Annotated in this window: 17 protein-coding genes; 10 read left to right on the forward strand and 7 right to left on the reverse strand. The window is 61.7% G+C overall.

The window, feature by feature from the left end; all coding sequences use genetic code 11:
• Positions 1 to 3: 3 nt before the first annotated feature.
• Complete coding sequence (locus AUR04nite_RS08010) at positions 4 to 1,020, reverse strand: LacI family DNA-binding transcriptional regulator (RefSeq protein WP_141363749.1); 1,017 nt, start codon at positions 1,018 to 1,020, stop codon at positions 4 to 6.
• A gap of 130 nt (positions 1,021 to 1,150) precedes the next feature.
• Here AUR04nite_RS08010 and AUR04nite_RS08015 point away from each other — a divergent pair, with 130 nt between their 5' ends.
• From AUR04nite_RS08015 to AUR04nite_RS08025, 3 genes are all read left to right on the forward strand, one after another.
• Positions 1,151 to 2,560 (forward strand): APC family permease, encoded by a 1,410-nt coding sequence (locus tag AUR04nite_RS08015; RefSeq protein ID WP_246055448.1) that lies wholly within the window; start codon positions 1,151 to 1,153, stop codon positions 2,558 to 2,560.
• Between the two features lie 44 nt (positions 2,561 to 2,604).
• Positions 2,605 to 4,224: an amidohydrolase gene (locus tag AUR04nite_RS08020; protein ID WP_141363751.1), complete on the forward strand. Its 1,620-nt coding sequence runs from the start codon at positions 2,605 to 2,607 to the stop codon at positions 4,222 to 4,224.
• Positions 4,225 to 4,302: 78 nt separating this feature from the next.
• Positions 4,303 to 4,647 carry a DUF1801 domain-containing protein gene (locus tag AUR04nite_RS08025; RefSeq protein WP_246055449.1) on the forward strand — a complete coding sequence of 115 codons (345 nt, stop codon included), beginning with the start codon at positions 4,303 to 4,305 and terminating at the stop codon, positions 4,645 to 4,647.
• Positions 4,648 to 4,714: 67 nt separating this feature from the next.
• Here the strand turns inward: AUR04nite_RS08025 and AUR04nite_RS08030 are convergent, their stop codons facing one another.
• Together AUR04nite_RS08030 and AUR04nite_RS08035 are read right to left on the reverse strand one after the other, a co-directional pair.
• Entirely contained in the window at positions 4,715 to 5,812 is a 1,098-nt protein-coding gene (locus tag AUR04nite_RS08030) for a C45 family autoproteolytic acyltransferase/hydolase (RefSeq protein ID WP_141363753.1), read from the reverse strand.
• Positions 5,813 to 5,819: 7 nt separating this feature from the next.
• Entirely contained in the window at positions 5,820 to 7,418 is a 1,599-nt protein-coding gene (locus AUR04nite_RS08035; RefSeq protein ID WP_218024659.1) for an amidohydrolase, read from the reverse strand.
• A 72-nt stretch (positions 7,419 to 7,490) separates the two neighbouring features.
• Between AUR04nite_RS08035 and AUR04nite_RS08040 the strand changes: the two genes are divergently transcribed.
• Both AUR04nite_RS08040 and AUR04nite_RS08045 read left to right on the forward strand, forming a co-directional pair.
• Positions 7,491 to 8,120: a TetR/AcrR family transcriptional regulator gene (locus AUR04nite_RS08040; protein ID WP_141363755.1), complete on the forward strand. Its 630-nt coding sequence runs from the start codon at positions 7,491 to 7,493 to the stop codon at positions 8,118 to 8,120.
• Positions 8,110 to 8,877 (forward strand): DNA alkylation repair protein, encoded by a 768-nt coding sequence (locus AUR04nite_RS08045; protein ID WP_141363757.1) that lies wholly within the window; start codon positions 8,110 to 8,112, stop codon positions 8,875 to 8,877. Before AUR04nite_RS08040 ends, AUR04nite_RS08045 begins: the two co-directional genes overlap by 11 nt.
• A 46-nt stretch (positions 8,878 to 8,923) precedes the next feature.
• On the opposite strand, the gene lhgO is transcribed toward AUR04nite_RS08045, so the two are convergent.
• Positions 8,924 to 10,120: an L-2-hydroxyglutarate oxidase gene (gene lhgO, locus AUR04nite_RS08050; protein WP_141363979.1), complete on the reverse strand. Its 1,197-nt coding sequence runs from the start codon at positions 10,118 to 10,120 to the stop codon at positions 8,924 to 8,926.
• Positions 10,121 to 10,369: 249 nt separating this feature from the next.
• On the opposite strand from lhgO, the gene rpsF reads away from it, so the two are divergent.
• The 5 genes from rpsF (at position 10,370) to AUR04nite_RS08075 (ending at position 12,989) form a co-directional block, all read left to right on the forward strand.
• Positions 10,370 to 10,666, forward strand: a complete 297-nt coding sequence (rpsF, locus tag AUR04nite_RS08055; RefSeq protein WP_141363759.1) for a 30S ribosomal protein S6 — start codon at positions 10,370 to 10,372, stop codon at positions 10,664 to 10,666.
• Between the two features lie 54 nt (positions 10,667 to 10,720).
• Entirely contained in the window at positions 10,721 to 11,278 is a 558-nt protein-coding gene (locus AUR04nite_RS08060; protein ID WP_141363762.1) for a single-stranded DNA-binding protein, read from the forward strand.
• Positions 11,279 to 11,340: 62 nt separating this feature from the next.
• Positions 11,341 to 11,580 (forward strand): 30S ribosomal protein S18, encoded by a 240-nt coding sequence (gene rpsR, locus AUR04nite_RS08065; protein WP_013350683.1) that lies wholly within the window; start codon positions 11,341 to 11,343, stop codon positions 11,578 to 11,580.
• Positions 11,581 to 11,598: 18 nt separating this feature from the next.
• Positions 11,599 to 12,057, forward strand: a complete 459-nt coding sequence (gene rplI, locus AUR04nite_RS08070; protein ID WP_141363764.1) for a 50S ribosomal protein L9 — start codon at positions 11,599 to 11,601, stop codon at positions 12,055 to 12,057.
• A gap of 92 nt (positions 12,058 to 12,149) precedes the next feature.
• Positions 12,150 to 12,989: a PfkB family carbohydrate kinase gene (locus AUR04nite_RS08075; RefSeq protein ID WP_141363766.1), complete on the forward strand. Its 840-nt coding sequence runs from the start codon at positions 12,150 to 12,152 to the stop codon at positions 12,987 to 12,989.
• A gap of 95 nt (positions 12,990 to 13,084) precedes the next feature.
• Here AUR04nite_RS08075 and AUR04nite_RS08080 read toward each other — a convergent pair whose 3' ends face one another.
• The 3 genes from AUR04nite_RS08080 to AUR04nite_RS08090 all read right to left on the reverse strand — a co-directional run bounded on the left by AUR04nite_RS08080 (position 13,085) and on the right by AUR04nite_RS08090 (position 15,332).
• Complete coding sequence (locus tag AUR04nite_RS08080) at positions 13,085 to 13,450, reverse strand: SPW repeat domain-containing protein (RefSeq protein ID WP_170184138.1); 366 nt, start codon at positions 13,448 to 13,450, stop codon at positions 13,085 to 13,087.
• Between the two features lie 137 nt (positions 13,451 to 13,587).
• Entirely contained in the window at positions 13,588 to 14,586 is a 999-nt protein-coding gene (locus AUR04nite_RS18480) for a TIGR00730 family Rossman fold protein (protein WP_141363770.1), read from the reverse strand.
• A gap of 77 nt (positions 14,587 to 14,663) precedes the next feature.
• Positions 14,664 to 15,332, reverse strand: a complete 669-nt coding sequence (locus AUR04nite_RS08090; RefSeq protein ID WP_141363772.1) for a DUF6518 family protein — start codon at positions 15,330 to 15,332, stop codon at positions 14,664 to 14,666.
• Positions 15,333 to 15,438: the final 106 nt, after the last annotated feature.

Genomic DNA, 15,438 nt, shown 5'->3' on the forward strand with positions numbered 1-15,438 from the left:
GGCCTAGCTGTTTCCCGCGCCGGTTGATGCTCGATAGATGACGGCAGTTGGAGCGTACTCGGTCAGCGGTTCATCCGTTGGCGCACGCTTCGAATCAAGGATGCGGACCAGCAGATTCATGCAACGTCGACCGAAATCCCGCGGGTTGAGATCCACTGCGGTCACGCCGGGATCGACATAGCTCAGCGCCGGAGAATCGACGGCCGCCGCAATCAGCAGGTCCTTCCCGATGTGCCGGCCGTGTTCTGACGCCTGGGCTGCGACGGCCAGTGCGGAGCCGTCGGTGAGCGCCAGGATCGCATCGGTGGAACCGTCTTCGAGAAGCTTGCGGGTTGAAAACTTGGTCGTCTCCGTGAGTTCGTCCATGGACGTGTGTTCGATGCGCGGAGTGACGTTGTGCCTCTGGCACCAGTCGATATAGCTGTCTTCAATGCTCATTGACCATGCCATGCGTTCCACGGGCGTGATGATTGCAGGGAAATGGGCTCCCGCGGAATGGAAGTGGTCCAAAATTTCGCAGGTGGTGCGCCGGTGGTCTGAGATGACTTGGCCGGCCGCTGACTGATTGGGATCCGGCAGCGCCTCTCCGGTGACCACCGGCAGCCCGAGGGCCAAAAGCCGGTCGACGATTGCGTCCTCACGCGCTGGATCAAGGATGAGCAGGCCGTCGGCATTCAGGCGTGCGATGGGGGCATTCGTTGAGGTGTGCGGCACAAGGGTAACTGTCAGATTGCTCAGCTCTGCTTCGTCGACGATGCCGAAGGTCGCCTCCATGTAATAGCTCAGAGTGGAGACGTTCTCCGGAAGATACACGGCGATGATTCCAGTGCGCGAGGAGCGCAAGTTTTGAGCTGTCTGGTTGGGGCTGTAGCCCAGCTCCGAGGCGATCTGGAGAACTCTTTGGCGGGTTGCTTCCGAGACGCCCGGCTTTCCGGAGAGCGCGAAGGAAGCCGCCGCGCGGGAAACCTGGGCAGTTTCCGCAACCTGCTTGAGGGTCACTGGAGGGTGCTTCTGGGCCATGCATTGAACGTAACAGATAAATCGATCAATCCAGGACTATTGCCTGCATCACTTAATCGATTTAGTATTGTCGTCAGCGTTGCACATTCTGCACGCATAAATTTTCGGCAGGCCTAGTGGAGGAGAATCAGTGGAACAGCAAAAGTCCCCGAAATTGCGTAGGGCTCTCGGCCCAGTCGGGCTGCTCCTCTTCGGGCTGTCCTATATGGCTGTGGCGACGGTGTTCACCACTTATGGCATCGTCAACCAGATCACCGAGGGACGGCTGCCCCTGGCCTATGTCGTGGCGCTGATAACTATGCTCTTCACAGCGATGAGCTATGCGGCAATGGTGAAGAAATTCCCGGTCGCGGGTTCCGCCTACACCTACGTCCAGCAGTCCTACGGCGGAGCCACAGGGTTCATCACCGGGTGGCTCCTGCTGCTGGACTACCTGTTCATTCCAATGCTCAATTTCCTGATTCTCGGCCTCTACGTCAGCAGTCAGTTCCCCAGCATCCCGATGCAGCTGCCTGCCTTCCTGGCCGTGCTGGTCGTCTATCTGTTCAACGTGCTGGGCATCAAGCTGGCAAATAGATTCAACATCGCCACGGTGGCGATCTCGGTGGCAGTGGTGGCGGTCTTCGGCATCCTAGCGCTCAAGATGGCAATTAACGACCCCAACGCCCCGAGCCTGGTCGAGCCGTTCCTGCCAGGAGCCGGGGGCTTCAGCCCAATTCTCACCGGAGCTGGAATCCTGGCGCTTTCATTCTTGGGATTTGACGCAGTATCCACCCTGTCAGAAGAAGCACGCCGTCCGGGCCGCGATATTCCGCGGGCAATTATCCTCACCACGCTGATCGGCGGCGGCATCTTCATCGTTGTTTCCTGGATCGGCGCCATGGCTTATCAACCTGAAAATTGGAAGGCTGTACCGCAGGAACTGCTGGACTCTGCAGGCGTGGTGCTGGCCAACCACGTGGGCGGCTCGGCCTTCGGCGTGGCAATGGTGGTGGCAACGATTGCCGGCTGCCTGGGTTCCGGACTCACCGGGCAGGTTTCGGTGTCTCGCATCTTGTATTCGATGGGCCGTGACGGCATCCTTCCCCAGCGCTTCGGCACCCTGTCCAAGAGGTTCAAGACTCCGGTTTTCGCTACCACGCTGGTATCGCTGATCGCCCTCTCCTGCCTGTTCCTCTCCTTGGACCAGGTAGCCTACATGGTCAGCTTCGGCGCTTTGGCAGCCTTCAGCATGGTCAACCTGTCGGTAATCCGCGTGTATCTGTTCCCGCGCGGCCAACGCCCTCAGCTCGGTGCGTGGCAGCTGATCCGCTATGGGCTGCTGCCGCTGGTCGGCTTTGGTTTGAGCATCTGGCTGTGGACCTCGCTGGAACCCATGACCTGGGTTGTTGGAGGCATCTGGGCGCTGCTGGGGGTAGCAGTCATGGCCTTGAAAACGAAGTTCTTCCGTGAGCCTGTGCCGACCATGAACTTTGTCGAAACGGACGTGATCTTGGGTGAGCACCATACAACCTCAATGTCGCCGCAAGCGGTCAAGTAGCCGCAGGAGCATTCCGCAAAAACAACCGCTAGAAAGGTAATTCAATGACTTCAGCAGCACCAGAACTCATCGTCTGCGCATCACGCATCCACAGCATGAGCGGCGAGCCGGCACCGGAGCAGACGGCCATCGCCGTGACCTCGGGGATGATCAGCGGCCTCGGGGCCGCCGGAGATCTCCTGAAGCAGGCGGACGCCCAGACAAGGATCATCGAGCTGGAAGGGACGCTCGTCCCCGCCTTCACCGATGCGCACGCCCATCCGGTGATGAGCCTGAGCATGGCCCGCGGGGCTGACCTCTCCGGCTGCCGCTCGCTGGACGAGGTGGCTGAGGCGCTGCGCGGCGAGGCAGCGGACCGCGGGGCCGATGAGTGGGTGCTCGGCTGGGGTCTGGACCCGAACTTCTTCACCGAGCAGGGAATCAGCAACGACGTGCTGGTCCGGGCGCTCGGTGCGGAGCGCTTGGCCTATGTGACGCTCTTCGACGCCCACTCGGCCATCGCTTCTCCTGCCGCGCTGCGGCGTGCGGGGATCGACTCTCAGCGCAGCTGGCCCAGCGGTTCCAGCGTCGTCGCCGATGCCTCGGGAAAGCCCACCGGGCACCTGCTGGAATTCGAGGCGATGGCACTGGTGCAGGAGGTCCTTCCGGCGCAGGATCTGGATGAACAGGTGCTCGGGCTGCACGGCCTGCTCGGCGAAATGGCGGCACAGGGCCTCGGGGAGGTGCATGTGATGGACATGAACCATCCGCAGATCTTTGAACTGCTGGACGCTGCCGAGGCCCACGCGCTGCTTCCGGTCAAACTGCGCATCTCGCCCTGGTGCACGCCGGCGCTCAGCGACGAAGAGTGTGCCGAGCTGGTCGCTCTGCAGCAGCGCGGCGGCGACCGCTGGAAGATCGAAGGGGTGAAATTCTTTATCGACGGGACCGTGGAGGGCGGCACCGCATGGCTCGAAACCCCCGACAGTAAAGGCGAATCCACCACTTCCGCCTGGGGAGACATCAGCGCCTACGCGCACCGCATCGAGCAGTTGCACCGGGCCCAGGTGCCCACGGCCACCCACGCCATCGGGGAGCGCGGCATCCGCGAGGTCGTTGAGACACTGGCGGCGCTGCCAGCCATCGGCGTCCAGCACCGCATCGAACACATTGAATCGGTGCCCCGCCAGGTGATCGAGCAGCTGGCCGCCGCGGGCATTGCGGCGAGCATGCAGCCCACGCACTGCACGCATTACACCAAGGCCGATGGCAGCGACGACTGGTCGGTGCGCCTGGGCGCCCAGCGGGCGGCGCGCGCCTGGTGCCTGCGCGATGTGCTGGATGCCGGCGCTGTCCTGGCCCTTGGTTCGGACTACCCGGTGGCCCCGTACCCGGTGCTGCCGATCATGGCAGATGCCCAGCTGCGCCGACCGGTCGAAGACGATACGGCCGCCCCAATCCTTCCGGAGCAGGCGATTACCGCCGCCGAGGCCCTGGCCGGTTACACCACCGGCCCGCACCGTGCCATCGGCAGGGAAGGCGGAGCGCTGAGCCTGGGAGCTCCAGGCTCCTTCACGGTGCTCGACGTGGATCCGCTGAATGCCTCCCCGCAGGAATTGGGCGCCGGAAGGGTACTGCTCACGGTATCCGAGGGAATCATCACCTTTACGGGCAATGACCTGTAGATCCTCGTCTTTCCCGCGTCATCTTTTCTAGAATGAAGCTGTCCTGAGGATCATGGAACCAATTGCAAGGGGTACACGATGGGTATGTTCGCTAAAAAGGGCGATAGTGCAGTTCTGGCCAAGCTGAATGCGGCGCCGAGCCCTTATAAGGAAATCGGCCAGCGGCTGCACGAAATCATCAAGGAATCAGCCCCCGAGCTGGAGCCGGTGCTCCGCTGGGGCATCCCGTTCTACACTCGCAACGGCGAAGACGTCTGCTACATCAAATCCGACAAGGACTACTTGGTCTTCGGCTTCGGTGAGACGATCAACCCCGCATTCCGCGAGGGGGAAACCATGCACCCGGTGGTCTGGAGCATCACCTCGTTGAACCCCGAGACCGAGCAGGAGCTGTCACGGCTGATCAAGCTGGCGGCGGCCTAGCTCCGCATGTTTAAAACCGAAGGTCCGCGGCCCGATCACACTGATCAGGCCGCGGACCTTGTGGCTTTTAGGCGTCCAGCGTGTACCAGGGGCGGGTTTCGCCTTCTGCAGGGGTGCCGTCCAGGACGCGGGCGGTGCGGGCCGCCGGCTCGAGGATGACGGTGGCCAGGCTGGCCCAGCGCTGGCCCATGGGCAGCGCCATGTCCGGTACGCAGGTCACTGCCGGTTCGCCCGGAGCGGTGAGCATCGAGTCGAAGACCTGGGAGGCGGACTGCGGTAGATTTTGGCTCAGCCGCTGGGCGAGGAAGTCGAAGCGCTGGGAGGAATCAGGCTGGTAGAGCCAGTTCTTCTCCTTGGCCTTGGGCTCCTCGGTCAGGAAATGGTTGGTGCGCAGGTGCAGCCCTGCCTGCAGCTGCGGCACCTCGAAGACGCCGTGCGGGGTCATGTCCAGCAGGGTCGCGCTGTGTTCGTCGAATAGGGCAAAGGATCCCGACGACTTGATCGGCGCGCTACGCACCAGCTCCACCGCTTCAGCCGTCGAGCCGGCGTTCTGCAGCACGTAGGCCGAGAGCACATGCATCGGGATGCCGCCCACGCCGTCGTCCTCGTGGCCCAGGATGTTGAAGTGCAGCGCCAGTCCGGCGTCGTTGATGCCGATCTTGCTCAGGATGCCGTGTTCGGTGATGCCCGCAAAGCTGTGGGCGGCGCCGGCCACCTGCTGGGTGTGCCAGAATTCGGCCAGCTCTACATGCCAGTCCCAGGTCTGCACGCCGAAGATCTCAGGAGTCTGGGCGGTGCCTGCGGTGCGCACGATGGTCGAGCATTCGCCAGGTCCGGTGGTCTTGGAGGCCGCCAGGATTTCGGTGCGCGCATTGAGCGCGCCCACCTGCCAAGGCTCAAGGCCTGCACCCTGGGCCGTGCCCAGGATCTCCTGCGCCAGCTGCGGGGCGAAGTTGTTGACGTCCTCCAGCGCCTGCTCCGCCATGGAGCGGATCTGGGCGGGTGCCAGCCCGCCAAGGCTGAAGAAGCGCTCGTAGACCTCGAAGCCTGAGGCCAGCGAGGCGCCGAGCTGCTCGCCGCGCTGGCGGCCGCGCAGCAGCGGGTCGGTTGAGTTGATCTGTACCTGCGGGCGCTGTGCCGGGCGCGGGGCTGGGAAGGCGGTCATGGTGCTCCTAGAGTGCGTGGTTGTGCAGTTCGCCAGCGACGACGGTGGCAAGCACTGGGTTGGTGGATTGTTCTTCGGGGGTCAGCTGCAGCGGGTTGGCGGCGAAGATGCTCAAATCTGCCGGTGCTCCCACGGCGATGACTCCGCCCAGCGGCTTGGCAGATGCCAGAGCAGGGATGCGGGTCATGCAGTGGTAGGCCTGGGCTGCGGTGACCGCCTGCTGTGCGTGCAGGGTGCCCTGCTGCGGCTGGTCTACAGGCCGGCGCAGCTGGGCATCGGCCAGCGCGATCCGCGGGTCGGCGATGCCGATGGGCCAGTCGGAGCCCAGGGCCAGCGGTGCGTCGGCATCCAGCAGGTCATTGGTGCGCCAGCCGTGGGCTGCGCGCTCGGCGCCCAGGCGCTGCGACCAGTTGTCGCTGCCGTCGGGGCTGGTCAAGCGGGTGCCGTGCACCGGCTGCACCGAGGCGATGACCCCGAGCTGCGCAAAGCGGCCCAGCAGTTCATCTCCGATGGATTCAAGATGCTCGATGCGGTGGGCGCCGCCCGCGACAGGCCCGGCTTCCTCCAGGGCGTCGAGCGCGAAGGCCACTGCCGCGTCGCCGATGGCGTGGGTGGCGGTGGGGACTTGGTGGTCCGCGAAGAACTTAACCGCGCGCTTGTAGGCCTGCGGGTCGCGCCAGAGGCTGTGGGCGTTCTGGCCCAGACAGTCGGGGGAGTGGAACCAGGCCGAGCCGTTGTCTGCGGTGCCGTCGAGCATGAATTTCACGCCCGCCACCTGCCAGCGCCTGCCTCCCAGCCCCTGCAGCTCCAGGGCTTCTTGCCACTGTTCGGCGGTGGAGTCGGCCGGGACCAGCGGCGAGCAGCGCACCGTCAGCGGCAGCTGCCCGCGCTCGTCCAAGTACCGCAGCACCTCTTCGGAGGGCTGCGCAAAGTCGAGTGCGTGGATTTCGGTCAGCCCGCTGGCCGCCATGGCGTTCAGCTCCGCCAGCACGTAGCCCGCGGCCTGCTCGGTAGTTGGCACCGGGTAGTGGTCCATGACCAGGTCCATGGCCTGCAGCTCCAGGATGTAGCCGGTGGGCGCGCCGTCGGAATCCAGCACGATCTGCGAGGCGTCGGCGAAGCGCTCTTGGCCGGTGATCGACAGCTCTTCAATGACTGCCGGGCTGACCACCAGGGCGTGGGCGTCGGCGGTCATATAGCTGATCTTGACGCCGGGGAAGTGTTCTTCAAGAAATATCCCGCTGACCTGCTCGCCAAAGATGTTGACGTCTAGGTTGAATCCGGTAATCCACTGGTTAGCGCCCAGTGAGCGGATGCGGGCATCGGTGGCCTGCAGCAGGTCCTGGATGCTGTGTGCGTCGATGAGATCCAGTGACATGCCGCGTTCGATCGAGCCCCAGATGGGGTGGGTGTGGATGTCTACCAGGCCGGGCAGCAGCACGCCGTCTACTGCTAGGTGCTGAGCGGAAGGCGATGCGGCGCTGATCAGCTCGTCTCCGCCGACAGCGGTGATGATCCCGTCAGAAATCACCACGGTGGTATCCCCGGATTCGGGGGCCAGGGGATTGATGATGGCCTTCGCCGAAATGATCAGATCCGCGTTCACGATGTCCTCCGCCTTTCACTATTGGTGTTAACACCAATAGACTCTGACTTCTAAAACTAATAGGGTTGCGGCATGAGGTCAAGTGCTGCAAAACCGCGAGTCAGGAAAAATCCCGAAGACCGCAGGCTGGAAATTCTGGATACAGCATCCCAGTTGGCGCTACGCATGGGTCTTGAAAAAGTGACAATGAAACTGGTTGCAGAACATCTTGAGGTTCGCCCGGGCCTGATCAGCCACTACTTCCGCACCATTGACGAACTGCTCTGTGCCGCCTTTGAACGCGCCGCCACCAGGGAGCGCGAAGCACTCTTCGAGGGCCAGGGAGAAGAATTGAAGGGCCTCGCTGCGCTCTGCGCCTTTTTGCGGCAGGCCACCGCGCCTGACTTTTCCGATCTGGGCAAGCTGTGGCTCGATGCGCGGCACCAGTCCCGCTACCGCGCCGCTTTGCGCGAAGTCGTGATCGCCCAGGAACTGCTGACCAACCAGCAGCTGAGCACTTGTATTGAACAGGCGCTGGAAATGGGAGAAATTTCCGGAATTGATCCTGAACAGGCGGCGACAGAAATTCTGATCGTCGTCGACGGCGCCGGAAGCTACGTGAATACGTCGTCTGAGGAAGCAACAGCGGCGCTCGCCGGGGTGACCTGGCGGATGTCCGAGCGCGCCCTGGGCCTGGAGGCCGGGAGCCTGAATGCAGGATAGGACCTCGGCTGCGGACAGTCCGAGGGATGTCCCAAGCATTCTGGATGCTCTGGGCGCAAATGCCAGTCAGAAGCACAAGGCCAATGTCGTGCGAATGGGCATTCCCGAGCAGAACAGCCTCGGCGTGCCGATGCCGGTGATTCGCTCCCTGGCAAAATCGCTGGGCCGCTCGAACAACCTTGCCTGGGAATTGTGGGCTGTGCAGATCCATGAGGCGAGGCTGCTGGCCGCCCTGGTCTTCGAACCGGGCACGCTGAACCACGCGCAGCTCAACAGCCTGCTGGGCGAGGTCGCTTCGTGGGATCTCTGCGACCATTTGTGCGCTTCGGTCTTTGCAGCGGATCCGGAGTATCCGCAGCTCATCGAGCAATGGGCTGATGCCGAGCAGACCTATGTAAAACGAGCGGCCTTTGCGCTGATCGCCACCCAGGCAACGCATCAGCGCTCCCTTGGCCAGCAGCTCATCGGGCAGTGGTTCGGGCTCATTGAAAGATGCGACCGCGATGACAGGGCCCATGTCAAAAAGGCTGTTTCCTGGGCCCTGCGAGAACTTGGCCATATCGATATCCCCACCCGGGACCGGGCGTTGGCTGTCGCCAAGGGCCTGATCGAGACCGGGAGTAATGCGGGGCGGTGGATCGGTAGGGATGCCTCCAAGGAACTGGCTGATCTGGTTTTTGTTCCAGGTCGCCGAAGGCTGGTGTCTTCGCATTCAAAGGCGGCGCAAGCCGCCGCCGCGACGGCGTTCGGGAAATGACGATGTTCCGCAGCCGACGGAATGCCTCAATTTCCCGAACGTTGAACTACATCTGAAGGTTTTCGACGATGTACTGGGCAATAGCCATCGAGCTGGTGGCGCCTGGGGACGGCGCATTGCGGATATGAGTCGTTTGGGCCCGGTAGTCAATGGCAAAGTCGTCGAGCAGCCCGCCGTTCTGATCCATGGCCTGGGCTCGGATTCCGCGCGTCAAGCGGGTGGCTTTCGCGCCCTCGAGCGACGGCACGTATTTAGCCGCCTGCTGCAGGAAAAACTCCTTGGAAGCAACGCTGCGTATTTCGCGTACTGCCGCCGGCGCATTGCGGGCTGCAAACTTCCAGAACGCCGGGTTGGCGAGCACCTCGGCGAAGTCCCTGGCGTTCAGGCCCAATCCTCGATAGTTCTCCCGCGACAGCGACAGGAAGGCATTGGGCCCCACAGTCATCTGCCCATCCACGCGCTTGGTGAGGTGGACGCCCAGGAATGGATATTTGGGGTCGGGTACGGGGTAGACCAGGCCATTGAGGATGCTGCGGTATTCTTCCTCAAGCTGGAAGTACTGGCCGAAGAACGGGACAATCCGCGGCTGGTTCTGTGCTCCGGAACCGCGCGCCAGGCGGTCTGACTGGACGCCCGCGCAGACGATCACATGGTCTGCCCGGATCTCGCCTTCGCTGGTGTGAAGCACCACCCCGGTCTTCTGTTCGCTGATGCGCTCCACCGTGCAGCAAAGGCGCAGCTGCCCGCCCGCCTCAAGCACATCGTCGATCAGCGCCTGCGCCACTGCCGCATAGTCGATGATCGCGGTGTCGGGGGAGTGCAGTGCCAAACGCCCGACGGCGTTGGGTTCGATGCTTTTAATACCCTGAGGCCCGAGCAGTTCTACCCCCGGAACGCCGTTGGCTTTGGCGCGTTCAAAAATGCTGTGCAGCCTGGTTTCCTCTGCCGAGTCCAGCGCAACGACCAGCTTTCCACATTTTTCATAGGGAAGGTTCTTTTTCTGAGCCAGATCGGTGACCAGTTCAACGCCCCGTCGGCACAGCAGAGCCTTGAGGCTGCCCGGTTCGTAGTACAGCCCTGCGTGCACCACTCCGGAGTTGTGGCCTGTCTGATGCGCGGCCACGCGACCTTCCTTTTCCACCACGGTGACCTGCACGCCGGGAAATTTCATGGTCAGTTCCCGGGCTACCGCCGCACCGATGATTCCAGCACCCACCACGGCAAATGATCGAATTGGCAGCATTTCCAGGTCCTTAAAGCTCATTGGTTGAAGGGTTGGCGATCAAGGCAGCGACGCTTGCGCTTGATGAACTCTATTAGACAATTTCATGATCTACACCACCAAAACTTCTGCTAGCAGGGTGCTCTCGGGTAGGCTTGTTAGGTCTGTGCTACCGCATGCCTGAAACTTTGGTATGTCCGGCACAGATAACGCAAGAACCTCCTGTTGCGGAAATACCGCGACCGTTTAGCCCAAAGGAGGTGGGTTCACATGCGTGCTTATGAACTTATGGTCCTCATTGATCCAGAGGTCGATGACCGTACCGTTGAGCCAACCATCGAGAAGTACCTCGAGGTTGTTCGCTCCCACGGTGGCACCATCGAAAAGGTTGATATCTGGGGTCGTCGCAAGATGGCTTACGAAATCAAGAAGAAGGCAGAAGCCACTTACGTAGTGGTGAACTACACCGCAGATCCAGCTACTTCCGCTGAGCTTGAGCGTCAGCTGAAGATCAACGAGCAGATCCTGCGCCACAAGGTCACCCGCCCGGAAGAGGCTCGCGTTTAATTACGCCTGTTCTTTCGTCGTAGGAAAAACGTTCACCCTTTCTAAGGAGAGTCAATGGCAGGCGAGACTGTTATTACCGTCGTCGGAAATCTGACCGCCGACCCGGAACTGCGTTTTACGCCCTCCGGTTCAGCCGTAGCGAACTTTACGATCGCATCGACTCCTCGCACCTTCGACCGCGAAACCAATGGATGGAAGGACGGGGAAGCCCTGTTCTTGCGTGCATCGGTATGGCGTGAGGCTGCAGAGAACGTTGCAGAAACGCTGACCAAGGGCATGCGCGTCATTGCCCAGGGTCGCCTGCGTTCGCGCTCGTACGACACCAAGGAAGGCGAACGTCGCACCGTGATGGAGCTTGAGGTCGATGAAATCGGCCCATCGCTCCGTTTCGCTTCCGCCAAGGTAACCCGCACCCAGCGTTCCGGCGGTGGTGGCGGTGGCTTCGGTGGCGGTGGAGGATTCTCCAACGCCCCGCAGCAGCAGCAAAGTGCCCCACAGCAGCAACAGCAGCAGGGTGGTGGCTGGAACGCTCCAGCCAACGACCCGTGGAGCACCGGCGGCAACAATGGCGGCGGCTGGGGCAACCCAGGCAACGACGAACCACCTTTCTAAACTAAAATTTATTCACCATCCCGCAGATCACTCTGCGGGCTCCCAAACTAAGGAGCTCCACGATGGCTAAGGCTGAAATCCGTAAGCCCAAACCAAAGTCCAACCCTTTGAAGGCCGCTGACATCACCGTCATCGACTACAAGGACACCGCACTGCTGCGCAAGTTCATCTCCGACCGCGGCAAGATCCGCGCTCGTCGTGTGACCGGCGTTTCCGTGCAGGAACAGCGCAAGATCGCACAGGCAATCAAGAACGCACGTGAAGTTGCCCTGCTGCCTTACTCCGGCGCTGGCCGCGGCTAAGGAAGAAGGGATACTCAAATGGCTAAGATCATTCTGACTCACGAAGTAACCGGTCTCGGTGCTGCTGGCGATATTGTCGAGGTAAAGAACGGCTACGCCCGTAACTACCTGCTGCCACGCGGCTTCGCAATCGTATGGACCAAGGGCGGTGAGAAGCAGGTTGAGTCGATCAAGGCTGCTCGCGCTGCTCGCGCTATTGCCGATCTTGAGCAGGCTCAGGCTCTGGCAGCATCGCTGAAGTCCCAGCCGGTTAAGATCACCATCAAGGCTGGTTCGAACGGTCGCCTCTTCGGCACCGTGAAGACCGGTGACATCGCTGCTGCTGTTGAGGCTGCCGGTCTGGGCAAGATCGACAAGCGCAACATCGAGGTTAGCGATCACATCAAGTCGACCGGCAACTACACCGCAACCGTCCGCGTACACGAGGACGTCGTTGCAAACCTGCGCCTGCAGGTTGTAGCTGCTGCAAAGAAGTAAGTCTTTTCGACTCACCTCTTTTCAACGGGTGGCGCATTCTCCGCAAGGAGGGTGCGCCACCCGTTGGCGTTAACCGGCGATAAGATGTCCACGTGAAGTACCAAGATGAAAACAGTGTAGAGGACCGTGAACTCTGGGAACTTGATTCCCGGCCGGTAGACGTCATCGCCATCGGTTCCCAGGTGGTTTATGGAACCGTCGGACTGAGCGCCTCAGTGCCCACCCTGGAAGCCCGAGGGCTCAAAGTGGCGGCGCTGCCCACTGCGGTACTCAGCAACCTTCCGCATTACCCCAGCGTGCATGGTTTGGACACACCTTCCTCATGGATGGAGGGCGCGCTGGCAGACCTCGTAGAACTGGGCATCGCCTCTGAGGCTTCCACCGTGTACACCGGCTATTTTTCTTCGCCGCAGCAGGTCAGCGCCGTGGCCGCCTGGCTGAAAGACCTTGTAATCCAGCGCCCCGGGCTGCGCGTCATCGTCGACCCGACACTGGGAGACTACGACGTCGGAGCCTACACGGATCCTGCGGTGGCCACAGCACTGCGCGATGAGCTGGTCCCGCTGGCCACTGGCCTGGTTCCAAACCTCTTCGAGCTGCAGCATCTCACCGGCGGTGCCATCGACCGCAGCCAGGACGTTGAATCCATCGCCGCCGCAGCGCGCACCCTGCTCGGCCCCCGCGGCCAGTGGGTCGTCGCAACGGGTCTGGACAGCCGAGTGCCCGCATCGGGGACACGGGGTGAAGACCTAGTCATCACGCGGGACCGCATGGCGTCCGTAGGCTACGAGCGCTTGGACATTTCGGTGAAGGGCACTGGGGACGTCATGGCAGCTTCCATCGTTGCCGGGCTGCATGAAGGCAGGGATATCCTCGATGCTGTGGCAGCCGCCGGGGCACTAGTGCGCCAGCGGCTGCGTGCGCGCTCCTAGAGGCCTCGAGCTCTGTGTCCCAGCCGGCCCAGCATAGATGGGTGGCTACGGTGAAAACACCGTAGCCACCCATCAGTACTGCAGACGATATTCGATTAGTGCGCCAGCCGGGAGCCGCCGGTTGTATGGCGCATTTGAATTGCCGGGGAGAGGGCCAGCAGGCCGAAGACCACGCCGACGCCACCGCAGATCCAGGACATCCATGCGCTGCCTGCGAAGTCGGTAAACGATCCCATCCACGGCGAGACGAATAGCAGTGCGCTGGCGATAGTCAGCGCCCATTCCATTGAAACCAGGCGCGGCATCATGAGGCTCCACACGCCGGTGATTACCATGAGCAGGCCAAAGACCAGCATCAACGTCATTGAGCTGGTGGTTCCGGCAAGCCATGAGGTTGAAATTACGGCCAGAACACCTGCCGCGACACCGACCCAGTCTTGCCACCGAGTCCATTTCTTCATTGCAAAGACCTCCAACATTCATTGCAGAGGGCTCCTAAGCGGGAGTCGATTTAAATGTAGGTTCGGGCCAGGCGATGCGCAATCAACTTTTGGGGCCATTTTGGTAACGCCTCAGACGTCAATTGTGCAGAAGGGCTTCAGCCGTTCTGCGAGACCGTTTCACGGTTGTCTTTGCCCCACTTGGCCGCCGGCGGAACCCATGATTCCAGCTTGCTGAAGAGTTCTTCCGGGGTGCTGGCGACGATGAGTGAATCAAGGAACTGGGATGACAGGAAGCCATTGGCGGTCATCTGCTCAAGCATGCGCAGCAGCGGCTGCCAGAATCCGTCGACGTCTAAGAGCGCCACCGGCTTGCGGTGGATGCCCAGCTGCTGCCAGGTCCACGCCTCGAAGAGTTCCTCAAGCGTGCCGGCGCCGCCAGGGAGCGCCACAAACCCGTCGCCCAGCTGAGCCATCAATTTCTTGCGCGCGTGCATGTCAGGAACCACTTCAAGGCTGGTCAGCCCGGGATGTGCGAGCTCGCCGTCGATCAGCACCTGCGGCATGACACCGTGGACCTGCCCGCCGCCGGCGAGGGCTGCATCTGCGACGACTCCCATCAGGCCGACCTTGCCGCCGCCATAGACCACTTCGCGTCCGCTGCCTGCCACTGCCGTACCGAACGCTTCTACTGCCTGAGCGAAGCGGGGCGAGGTTCCGATGGCTGATCCGGTGAATACTGTCAGCCGCTGTGCCGCAGGCACCGGGCGCAGCAGTGCGGGGAAGACTTCATCCTGCGTCAGCGGCGCAAGCCCTGGTGTCTTCGCCGCCGGATCCACCCACTGCAGGTGCTCGATCTCTGCGCAGGGCTTCGCCACCTCGACGTAGGGGTGCTCGAAGACCGTGGCCTTGACGCTGAAGCCGTCTTCATTGGCGGCAGGAGCGGTGAAGACGCCGAGGAATTTCAGCGAGCCTTCATCAAGGTCCACACCCAATTCTTCGGAGAACTCGCGCACCGCAGTCTGAAGGGAAATTTCGCCTGCTTCAGGCTTGCCGCCGGGGAACATCAGCGAGTCGGTGCCGCGCTTGCGTACTGTCAGCACCTGGCCTTCGGGGTTTCTGATGACTACCGCGCTGACCGTGATCTGATCTGACATTCGATGTTCCTTCTGTATTGTTCCAGCCCCTCAAACATACGTGAAGCATCATGTGCAGGTCATCTTGGGCCAAGGCATCAGCTGCCTGATGCCAGCAGCTGGTCAAGATTCGAGTAGGCCCACCAGAAGGTTCCTGCGCCCAGCATGATGAGGAGAACAGCCGGGACCGCGATTTTGGGCGCTGGCCGCTGCCTCCAAAAAACGAGGAGGGAAAAGGTAGCTGCCGCGGCAATCATCAACCACCAGAAAATGGGACTTGTTGTTTCGGAAATGACAGTGAGTCCGTAGATGCCCTCGCCGAGCAGCACCGTGGAAACGGGAATAACAGCCAGGGTCCGCCAAGCTCGTGTGCCGTAGCGCAGCAAGGCAATGCTCAAGCCGATGATCGGGCCGACTGCCACGCCGATCACGGTGAACCTGTCTTGAAACGGCTCGCCGTAGTAGAAGCCCCGCCACTGGGAAACGATCCTGTACCCCTCGACCATCAGCACAAATGCCGCGGCTCCTGCGGCTGAAGCCGGCAGCGGCCGGAGGCGGGAGAACCAGATAACCAAGCTGACCAGCAGCACCCAACCGCTGCATGAGTTGGCAAAAGAGTTCATAAACTCGGGCAGGTATTGCTGGGCCGGACTGGTGAGTCCGCCAAGAACCAGAGCAGAGAGCATGACAAACAAAAATGCTCCGGCGCTGTAGAACCTGCCGCGCATGTCGAGTACAGGTTGCTTCGTGCTTGAGTGGTCGCTCAAAATCTATCCCTCGTGAAGAGTCGTGACGGAATGGGTCTAAAGGTGGCTGCGTCGGACATCTCACGAGTCCAGATTGAATTTTATGTGGTGCTGACTAGAGACTTGA

It is taken from the genome of Glutamicibacter uratoxydans, assembly GCF_006539925.1.
GTDB lineage: Bacteria > Actinomycetota > Actinomycetes > Actinomycetales > Micrococcaceae > Glutamicibacter > Glutamicibacter uratoxydans.